The 9,235-nt window shown below is 56.9% G+C and carries 10 protein-coding genes; 3 read left to right on the forward strand and 7 right to left on the reverse strand.

Annotated elements, in window-relative coordinates:
- Window positions 1-202 precede the first annotated feature (202 nt).
- From AB4Y32_RS39935 to AB4Y32_RS39955, 5 genes are all read right to left on the reverse strand, one after another.
- On the reverse strand, window positions 203-1,000 hold the full coding sequence (locus tag AB4Y32_RS39935) for a DUF5677 domain-containing protein (protein WP_342937315.1): 798 nt from the start codon (window positions 998-1,000) through the stop codon (window positions 203-205).
- Between the two features lie 211 nt (window positions 1,001-1,211).
- A complete protein-coding gene (locus AB4Y32_RS39940; protein ID WP_368726507.1) occupies window positions 1,212-1,991 on the reverse strand; it encodes a DUF4365 domain-containing protein in 780 nt (259 codons plus the stop codon).
- 207 nt (window positions 1,992-2,198) lie between these two features.
- Complete coding sequence (locus AB4Y32_RS39945) at window positions 2,199-2,957, reverse strand: hypothetical protein (protein WP_368726508.1); 759 nt, start codon at window positions 2,955-2,957, stop codon at window positions 2,199-2,201.
- Window positions 2,958-2,970: 13 nt separating this feature from the next.
- Complete coding sequence (locus AB4Y32_RS39950) at window positions 2,971-3,657, reverse strand: hypothetical protein (protein ID WP_342937312.1); 687 nt, start codon at window positions 3,655-3,657, stop codon at window positions 2,971-2,973.
- Window positions 3,650-4,477: a TIGR04255 family protein gene (locus tag AB4Y32_RS39955; protein WP_368726509.1), complete on the reverse strand. Its 828-nt coding sequence runs from the start codon at window positions 4,475-4,477 to the stop codon at window positions 3,650-3,652. The genes AB4Y32_RS39950 and AB4Y32_RS39955 overlap by 8 nt, the downstream gene beginning before the upstream one ends.
- 392 nt (window positions 4,478-4,869) lie before the next feature.
- Here AB4Y32_RS39955 and AB4Y32_RS39960 point away from each other — a divergent pair, with 392 nt between their 5' ends.
- Window positions 4,870-5,640, forward strand: a complete 771-nt coding sequence (locus AB4Y32_RS39960; protein ID WP_368726510.1) for a hypothetical protein — start codon at window positions 4,870-4,872, stop codon at window positions 5,638-5,640.
- Complete coding sequence (locus AB4Y32_RS39965) at window positions 5,637-6,311, forward strand: RES domain-containing protein (protein ID WP_368726511.1); 675 nt, start codon at window positions 5,637-5,639, stop codon at window positions 6,309-6,311. Before AB4Y32_RS39960 ends, AB4Y32_RS39965 begins: the two co-directional genes overlap by 4 nt.
- Before the next feature lie 403 nt (window positions 6,312-6,714).
- Here AB4Y32_RS39965 and AB4Y32_RS39970 read toward each other — a convergent pair whose 3' ends face one another.
- The gene (locus tag AB4Y32_RS39970; protein ID WP_342937308.1) at window positions 6,715-7,854 is read right to left on the reverse strand and encodes a hypothetical protein; all 1,140 of its coding nucleotides are present in this window, start codon (window positions 7,852-7,854) and stop codon (window positions 6,715-6,717) included.
- Window positions 7,855-8,245: 391 nt separating this feature from the next.
- On the opposite strand from AB4Y32_RS39970, the gene AB4Y32_RS39975 reads away from it, so the two are divergent.
- Window positions 8,246-8,758, forward strand: coding sequence for a hypothetical protein (locus AB4Y32_RS39975; protein ID WP_342937307.1), 513 nt, complete (start codon window positions 8,246-8,248; stop codon window positions 8,756-8,758).
- Between the two features lie 64 nt (window positions 8,759-8,822).
- Here AB4Y32_RS39975 and AB4Y32_RS39980 read toward each other — a convergent pair whose 3' ends face one another.
- Complete coding sequence (locus AB4Y32_RS39980; protein ID WP_342937306.1) at window positions 8,823-9,017, reverse strand: hypothetical protein; 195 nt, start codon at window positions 9,015-9,017, stop codon at window positions 8,823-8,825.
- Window positions 9,018-9,235: the final 218 nt, after the last annotated feature.

The raw sequence follows: 9,235 nt of genomic DNA on the forward strand, positions 1-9,235 counted from the left end.
TTATCCGTTCTGTCACAGCCATCGATGTCTAGAGCGCCCGAAAACGGCGGGTGGCTAGCATACGACAGCATCAAAAGCGGACATTTCTATGCGGCTAAAAGCGGACATTATCATCTGGCCGCTACAACCAGCTCTGTTGATAATTCGCTTTATGTCAAATCGAGATCTGGTGGAATAGACGCTCATCTGGATTTCGTTCGGCCTAGCTTGTGCGCATTGATTTCCAATCGCTCACACAAGCGCTCATTTCGCCCGCGAAAGGATCTAGCCCAAACCAATCAATAACGCTCGCCAGGGCGTGCAGCATGACGCTGCAAGCTGTGAATAGGACGTTATCAAGCTCCTCACGCTCGGGCCTGAAGACAAAACCGGGGCCGTTTCCACCGGCATTCAGCGAATGATGGTGTCCTAGGCTCCAGACTGTGCAGTGCGCCCCGTCGCCGGACATGGTGCGGTAAGCGATGTCGTACAGATCGCCCATACCGGCTGCACTAGCCTTCTGCGCCCAGTTGATTTTCGTTGGTCCCTTAGCGCCATAGAGTTTCGCCACCTCACTAACAGTCGCGCCCAACTCCGCAATCTTCTCTTCCGTGAGGCTGTTCTTCGACTTGTTGGCCTCAAGGAGAGATTTGGCAAGTTTGCTACGGTGGAGATCGGCGTCCTCTGCGATCTGCGCAGGCATAGTGGGATCGATTCGACAGTTTGCCAGGGCGATTGCCGTCTCCGTAGCGGAGCGAACCAAAGTCCGAGCATCGGCTAGCGCACCACGCTCCGAAAGCAATATTGTCGTTTGAAACGACTGGAGAGCGCGCGCGAAACACAGATTGCCAGTGAGATGAGCTTCTGTCATGTCCTCCGCTGGAAGGGAGAACAGAACTTCCATTGCCAGCCTATTAATGCGCACGGCGGCGGCGAACTCCGGCTTGAATACGTTCCTGACCTGGTCAATCCAGCTTCCCAGGTCGTTGGAGAGGAATCCAACCTCGTTGAATTTTTCCATTTCCCAGTCTCGGCGTTGGATTGAGTCTGCAACGCTTCAGGCATTCATCAAGCCGGTCTACGAGTATGACCGGACGGTCAAGCAAAAACCGCCGCTCATGCTTGCTCGTGAGCGGTCATTCGCCGCGATACGCCCGTGAAGGAAGCTATGTAGCTAACGCATATTACCGATATAGCTGGCGGCCGCTTCAAAAACTATGGATAAGCTTGCGTCAGTTGCTAAAAAATCGGTTGTAGTCTTCTCGGGAAAATCTTCTGATTTCGCCGTCGTCATCCCAATACGTTGCAAAATTGTGGTTCGTAACAATGTCCTGCAAGTCAGCATAAGATTCGTTGAATTCATTTTTGGCATTCACCAACGCAGCTTTTCTAACCTTGAAAACTTCCACGAGTGCTGTAGCTTGGTCTAATTGCCCGCGCAATTCGTGACGTTCTTCTACAAGGTCACAAAGCACTTGGCCATCCGGGTTGTTACCGTCTAGGGCAGCAATGGCATCTTTGATTCGCTGCGCACCGTCGAGCACATTTGATAGGTAGTCGTCGATGTGTGATGCAGCGGATTGACCAGCTTTTTCACGCAGATCATCAACACTATCTTCTGAAAAGACATCTTCAGCTAGATCAAAGTCAATGCGCACTTGTCCTTTTGGTGTCACAGGGTACGTGATCTGAGGGTCGACGAAATGAAGATACATTTCAGCCTTTGACAAATCTACAAGAACCACATAGACAGGCAAGCCCAAATCTTTCCAGTACTCCACATTTTGAGGATTGACATAAACGTGGTCTTTTTCTTCTTTACTGGTGGCTTTGACTTGAAGCGCGATAAATTGACCGGTGCTGAATTGCTTCTCGTCCATCACCTCAACTTGCGCATCAATGCCAATATCAATACCGGTAAGCCTGCAAGGCCACTTCAAGACACTGGCAATCTTATAGGCGAAAAAATACTCACCAGCATCACCAGAAGCTTTCTTCAACGTATAAAGCATGGTTTTTGATTGATTGAAGTTGAGCGGCCAAAAGTACACCGGGTCGTGTGCTACTCGTCCGCCTACGGCTTTGTTCGCCCGGCCTCAGGACGATACGCGTGCCCCGACTCCACGCCCTTCTTCGCCGCCCGCGCGTCGGCTGCGTAGGACACGTCGTCAAACTGCCAGCGGTCGTAGGCACGCATGTGATGACGTGTGAACTGAGATTCACCAAAGAGACGTACCGCCTCCACTTCGATGCCCTCTATCCCGACCAGAAAACTTTTCGATTTCATCGAGCACCGGCTGCATCTGCTCTCGAAGGCCAGCATTGCTGAAGTCGTCCTCGCGGCACAACAACACGAGATCGCACGAGTAATCCTCGCCCTGTCCGAGTTCGACATAGCGCGGCTTGAGCGAAATAAACACCTCCGTGACGGCCGGCAGCTTCTCGAGCAGTTTGCGCATCTTGTCTTCGGCCTTCACCGTTGCCAGCCGACCATTGAAGGTGTCCGGCAACGCGGTGCGGACATAGCGCGTCATCAGCCAGTCCATCAGGTCGCGAATGCGTTGGGGCGCGATTGTTACCTCGAAAGCCGGGATCTGCGTCACCCATCCGCGTGGAACGAGAAAGCGATTCCACGGCTTGATGCGCAAATGTCCGTTCCCCCCTTCCAGCTCGACAGCAAATGTCCGAAAGCTCTTCTGGTAGGTGTCGGCGGGGTTCGGGGCCCCCTCCCCCCAAGTGGCGAGCAGGAACTCGACATACGGCTCTGCCTCGTCCCTGAACTGAACAATGTCACAGGTCTGGCTGACCGCAACGAAACAGACCTTCGTTGAATCCACCAACGTTACGAGATCGTCGCGCCCCGCATGCGCGAGGATTTCCTTGAAGTGCCCGTGTGTCGCTGGATCGGCGATCACGCCCTGCTGCCACCCCATGCGCGACAGCGTTGAACCAATGTTTTGCGCAACCTGATCACTCAACCTCGCGCCCCCTTCACTGACCAAACCCGCGAGCCATGAGATCGTTTACGCGCCGGAACTCGGCGACCTGCTGGCGCGAGAGCGTGGCGATCGACCGCAGCGCGGCGGCGACGCGGTCCTCGTCGATCACCTCCTGCGTCAGAAGCGAGAACAGATCGCCCCGCTGTCCGTCCGCGTGCTCAACAATCGATGCGTGAAGATGCGCCGCTAGGTTGCCCGCCTCGTAGCCGTTCCATCGCTCGGCGAGACGTTCGAGAACGGCCAGACGTGCGAGTGTATCTTCACGGACCTGTCCCGGGTACGCCTCGTCTAGCCAGTTGTAGAGTGCAGCGCGCGAGCACTGGAGCACAGCAGCCAGCTCCTTGCTCGATATGCCAAAGGCGGCCTTAACCCGGTTCAGACGGTCGCGAAGGGGCACGGCCCCCCCCGTGGCCTGCGCAGGGGCAACCGCGGGCAACTCGTCCGCGACCTGTGGCCAAGCAATCGTTGTGAACAACTCGTAGTTCATGGGAAACACGACGGTCCCCGCGTCACCATACACCGGCGTCGAGCTGTAGCCCGTGAGAATGAGAATTTGCGGATTTTCATTTTCCCGGTGGATCATGGATACGTTGCCGCCGGTTGATATCTCCGGACGGGCGAACAACGGTTGCGCCAGCATCTGGGCCCGCACTACATTCCTAATTGCAATATCAAGCATCGGAGACTCCGTCTTTCCAGATTGTCTGACCGCGCTCACTGGTGAGTGCCTTGAAAACCGCCGACTGGGACTGATGCAGAATCTTCGCACAGTCAACGAAAGTGTCGGCATCTACAATGCGTTTAATCTCCGCCGAAGCATCGACATCTAGAAACGCGATCGTGGCATCTTTCTCCCGCTGCGCAAGCGCCGTTGCTCGCTGGAGACGCTCCGATGGGGAAAGTTCGGGAACGAAGAAAAACGCCGGTGGGTATGGCTGCGCAGCAGGCACTGTCCCGGCCCTGACCACCGTGCTTTGGGTGATGGGCCCTGCAACCTCATAGACCAGTTCATGCGTGTGCCGACTCAAGCGCCCGCCCGGCCAGAGGGTCTCTATCCCTGAAAACGGCGCGGCGAAAAAATCGCCGACTGACAGGCCGCCCTCTGGAAGCACGATATCCCAGTAGCGCATGCCAAGACGCTCAACGAACGTCTTTGGCCACGCGTGCAGCCAAGCCCCCCACACCTCCCGCAGGACCTGGGCGAAGTGCGCCGAGTCAATATACGTCGTCGCGTGGACTGCGAGCGTATCGTGGCCAAGGACCACGCCTGTGCGGCCGTCCTCGGACAGGAAGTGAAACCGGGGCACCACCTGCGGGGTCATCACCTGCGCGCCGAAGTTCAACGCCACCGCCTGCCCCTTGATCAGGCGGGGGAACTGCGAAACGAGGCTTTCTTGAAGGCGGCCGGCTATCGAATCGAGGGACAGGAGACTTCCGAATCGAACTTCCGCCACGACATACGCGAGCGGCGCGTTCTTCCAAGTACCAAGAGGCTGCATGTTGGGATTTCCGAGAGTTTGAGTAATTCTAGTCCAATGAAAATCTTTTAGACAGTTTTTTGGACACGCATCATTCAACCCGATCGGGGCGATATCATGAGATTGTCCACTTCGGAGAGGCGATGGGAGGCGAAGTCTTTCTTCGCACGGATGCGAGGAATTCACGCACCCACGTGGTTGACGTCATGAAAGTCATGAACTAGCATTAAGCTATGAGAAAACACACACGCACTATCGCAGGCGCACCAGCGCCCGATAACCTGGTCGTGACGAGCCAAGCGGGCGTATATTCCGGCCGGACGGGCGGCCCAGTCGCGTCCGGGGAATTTGCCTTAGTGAAATTTGTCGCAAAGAAGCGCTCAACGAGGGCACGCAGCCGGACCGGCGCTACGGTGGTTGACCTGCTGCACGGCGCCAAGTCGGTGCGTGGCGGGGCCGCATATGTCTATGATATTGGGCGCCCGGCGCGCGAACTCGGGAAAAAGGACGACCCTGTAAAACTAATCCAGAGGATGCCGGCACCGAAACATGGCCGCCACCCCAAATTCAAGGCCGGGAAGTCGAGGATGCGGGACGTCGACTACCGCGATCTCGCTCAGAAGACGCTGGACCGAGTCACGGTCAACGTGGATCAGACAGCAGTCGATTATCTGGCGACAGTCATTCGCAAGCTATCGACCGGCAAGCCGGTCAGGTTGACAAGTGCGCGCAAGCTGCAATCGTCCGAGAGCGACGTGGTCACCGCGAGCGATCCGCTCGCGGCCGCACGGGCGCGTGGGCGCCGCTATGCGATTGAACAGTATGAGAATCCTGACAATCTTGCTCTGTTGGAGGCTCGAGACTACGCCGGGCGCAACGAGCGTGCTATCAATGAATCGCGTCAAGCTGGCGAGCTGTATGCGTTGCTCCCGCCCGGGAAAACGCGCGGCTTCCGTTACCCCAAATGGCAGTTTGACGCGCACCCGGATCGCGTGAAGGCGGCGTTGCGTCCGTTCGTCGACGCTGGCTCGAACAGCTGGGTTATTCATTCGTTCATGCTGCGCAAACGGGAAGCGCTGGCTGGCCTTTCACCTGCGGATGTAATCGTTGACGACAAGCAGGACATCGGTCGCGTCATCGGGCTGGCGGAGTCCGACCTGTGTGGCGAACAGGGAGGCCTATGACAGGCAGTCAGCGCGCGGTGGGAGCCGTTGACTGCCCTTCCCCTCCGGTCGATTTTGTAGCGGCGAAGATCCCGGTCGTCGAACTGAATCTCTCGGTCACAAACCTATACCGCGTTCATCGACGGACGTTCGACCCCGTCTTTTACAATCGGCGGTCCGCGTCATCAACCGTGTATAGGTTCGACGCGCCGGACGACGAGTATGGCGTGCTATATGCGTCCCCTTCCTTCGACGTCTGCATGGCCGAGACGATCATGCGCGATCGCTATCAAGGCCTCCGGGTCAATGTGCCGCACGTCATCGAGGAGACAGACATCACGAGCCGGTCGGTGGCAACCTTGGGGCTCGAAGATGCGAGGCCACTGCGGCTTGCAGACCTTACCGTTCCACTCTGGCGGTTTGGCTTCGACGCGCGTGTCTTGTCGGTCAACGACTACAAGGTACCAAATCTCTGGAGTCGTGCGCTCCATGACAATCATTCAAACCTTGACGGGATTTATTTCAGATCCCGCTTCGGGAACGACGTCTCTGTCGCGATATTCAGCGATCGGGCTACGCTGGTGCGGCGAGGAGAGTCCGTGCCCCTGAGCTCTCATCCGGAACTTCCAGGGTTCCTGGATCGATTCGAGATCGGAATCGCCGATCCGGACGGCGCACACTGGCATGTGTAAACTTATATCCAATAGTAGTCCTGATTTGAGCCAAACTTCGCTGATTCGCTTTAGTCAAATGACATAGGTATCCTAATTTGGATTGTCGTACTTTTGGAGCAAATTCTGGTCACTTCGAAGGCTAGGACCGCCCGCGAAGCCTTTGCCGCCCTTGCAACGTCGCGCGGCCTTGCGAATCGTAAGCCCCTGATCTTACAGCGCTCTTCAGAGCTAACCGCCACATCCAGCACGGAAAGGGACGATCGCCCCGAGTAGTCTCCCGCGCGCGGGCCCCCGTGGAACGTCGCTTCCGCGGGAACGCATCCAAGGGCGCTCGTCAGGTTCGCCCGCAACCACCCCTACCGATTTAGCACGAAACGATGGGTCCCCCCCACCAAAATCCGGCTCTACTAGCCATGTGCTTTCACGTCGCGTCCCGTGTGAAATGGCAACGGATTGTATTCAGAAATTCCTCGTATGCGGTCCCGTATTCGGCGACGCGCCTGTTCGCCTTCGCCGTTCGCCGACTGTGGTCCCTCATTGCGTACATCATGCGGAGGACACCATCTTCAACATCATCGGTGCCTGCGTCAAGCGTGGCTCTACTTCGAACACTGCCTAGCCGCTTCAACGCGTTCTGAAGCCCTCCGTCGACCGTGAGAGCCATTGTTATGTAGGGCGTTCGATTCACGGTCTGAGCACTCAGGTCACAACAAGAAATCAGCTCGACATCGCCAAGGCCTTCAACGCCATCGCCGTGAGGCTTGATCACCGAGAACGCCTTTTCCTTCGGATCCTCCATCAGTCTTCTCGCCTTCTTTTGATCGCCATTCTCGCGAAACATCTGCTTCTCAATGATGTGCATCAGCAGAAACTTCACGTAGTTTGGATCAAAATGTCGAAGCCGGACGTTCGGACATTCATCCTCAGCAACAGCAAACGGTATTCGAATTCCTAAAAGGTCTTTATCGGTAAAGTCCCGCTTCCACGACGTCGCTCGGATCTCATCGAGTGCTCGCCGAATCTGTCGCTCGTCGTGCCTAATTCGGCGGAAAATCTTCCGCAGCTCGGCTGGACGGTTGAAACCGACCGAATGCGTGCGCAAACCAATGTCAGCCAGAGCCTCCATCACTTGACTATACGCTACATCCGCCGGGCGCACGCCGCGGTATCCCGCTTCATACACGATCGCTGGGCTTACACACGCAAAGATATCAAGAAGATAGTGATCCTCAGCCACCATCAGCAACGCCAGCAACGCGTGAAATCGTGCTCGTCGACGTGGCTCCTCTTCGTGCTTGAGGACGTCTTGGAGCACGTTATTATCGATGAAGACGAGGAGGCGCTCCGATACGGTCGCGTGGTGAACCAGCGACCGATTCAAATCACCAACCGTTCGGACAAAGTCTTCCTTCGCCTGCTCTGTCGCTGACTGGAGAAACGCGGCGACACGCTTATGACGTTTCGCCCGCGCGGCCAAAATCTGTTTGTCCCATTGAGACTCTGTACCAGTGGCAAAAACTGTCGAAGTGCTCGTAGCTCTGCGCCAGCCAAATATTCTCATCCGCCGCGCTCCCGAGATTTACACGATACGAGATATAACGGCATGCATCAGCTGGTCTTTAACCTTGTTCTTACCGACAGGTATCGAATCGCCCTGCGTCGAAGGTATATGAGCGCATCGACGCAAGGCTTGCGGAGCATCTCTCCAAACGTAACGACGTCGTTCATGGCGGTAGGGAGGCACGTCGAATGTGGCTTCGGCGATACTCACTGGAACGCTTCGGAGAGGCCTCCTTCGGCGCCGCGACCTATCATTAGCGATCGACACCGTCTTCGCGCATTTGGGCTGCGACAAAGCCCGGCAAAATCTTGCGTATCATTTCGTTCACGCACACCAATCGTTGGCGTCGTCAGCAGCCTCTTTCGGGCGCTCGCCGACGGCTGAGCTTCCTTTGGCTGAAGCCGACGTTGCGCCGAGCTTTCGTGCGGATCCCGGGCGCTTATTCGAGGAATCGGGGTTGATCGGCGCGGGCCATCCTCATGTTTGGACAAAAGACGGAAAAAATGGCGCTACATCTGTCGTTCGGCCTCCTTCGCTGGATCTTGCGCGGCGTACGCAAGTTGCTCGGTTCGATCTGGGAGCGACTGACAAAATTTGTGATGCTCAGAACCTTCATGCAATCGCACTCGGTCTGGACAAAACGCAACCGACTCGGTGCCCGCTGGCCGGCAGCGCCCGGCTCGGACGGGGCATGCAGGTCGATGTGAGCCGCGCGCGCTCGCTTTACGAGCAGGCCATTGAACTGGGCCACAGGGCCGCGGCACACAATCTCGGGCTTTTCTGGGAAGGCCTGTGGGGCGCGGACGACAACGGATTCATCCCGGACCGCACGAAGGCCATGCAGAGCTATCGACGCGGTGGCGACGACAAAGTTTGCCAACGCCGCCTGGAAGCACTGCGTTGAGTTCCTACCGCCCGCCAGTCGTGCGGTTGGCAAAATTTCAGGCGGCACACGACGGATATTTCCATCAATTGATAAAGGCAAGGTTACGGAGTAGCGACTCCCCGTCCTCCGTGATGCGAGGGCGTACTGCTCCGCCCGCAAGTCGCTCCAGGGCGACAAGCTGGCGTTCAAGCAACGCACCAGGTTCTTCCCGATCCGCAATGTGATCGGCCGAGTCCTTGACCAGCATCAACGTTGCGAATTCGTGGGCGCTCAACACGGGATGCTCCTGATGCAAAGAGAGAAGCGCCGGTCGTCAGGTTGTACGGTGACGGGCGCTGCATGACGCCCACGACCGTGGGCGGACTACCTGAGCGTGAGCACGTAAATCGATGGGAATTCGGGGCGTTTTGAGCAGCTTGCGTGATGTAGCGGAGGGGATCTCCCTCAGGCATCTTGCACAAACGACGCCCAAGGGAGAGTCTCTTGTCTGCCAGA

Source organism: Paraburkholderia phymatum (genome assembly GCF_040965635.1).
GTDB classification, from domain to species: domain Bacteria; phylum Pseudomonadota; class Gammaproteobacteria; order Burkholderiales; family Burkholderiaceae; genus Paraburkholderia; species Paraburkholderia phymatum_B.

Coding starts and splice junctions, on each gene's coding strand:
- AB4Y32_RS39935 (WP_342937315.1), bottom strand. CDS start 1,000: ATGGAAAAATTCAACGAGGTTGGATTCCTCTCCAACGACCTGGGAAGC.
- AB4Y32_RS39940 (WP_368726507.1), bottom strand. CDS start 1,991: ATGCTTTATACGTTGAAGAAAGCTTCTGGTGATGCTGGTGAGTATTTT.
- AB4Y32_RS39950 (WP_342937312.1), bottom strand. CDS start 3,657: ATGCTTGATATTGCAATTAGGAATGTAGTGCGGGCCCAGATGCTGGCG.
- AB4Y32_RS39955 (WP_368726509.1), bottom strand. CDS start 4,477: ATGCAGCCTCTTGGTACTTGGAAGAACGCGCCGCTCGCGTATGTCGTG.
- AB4Y32_RS39965 (WP_368726511.1), top strand. CDS start 5,637: ATGACAGGCAGTCAGCGCGCGGTGGGAGCCGTTGACTGCCCTTCCCCT.
- AB4Y32_RS39970 (WP_342937308.1), bottom strand. CDS start 7,854: ATGAGAATATTTGGCTGGCGCAGAGCTACGAGCACTTCGACAGTTTTT.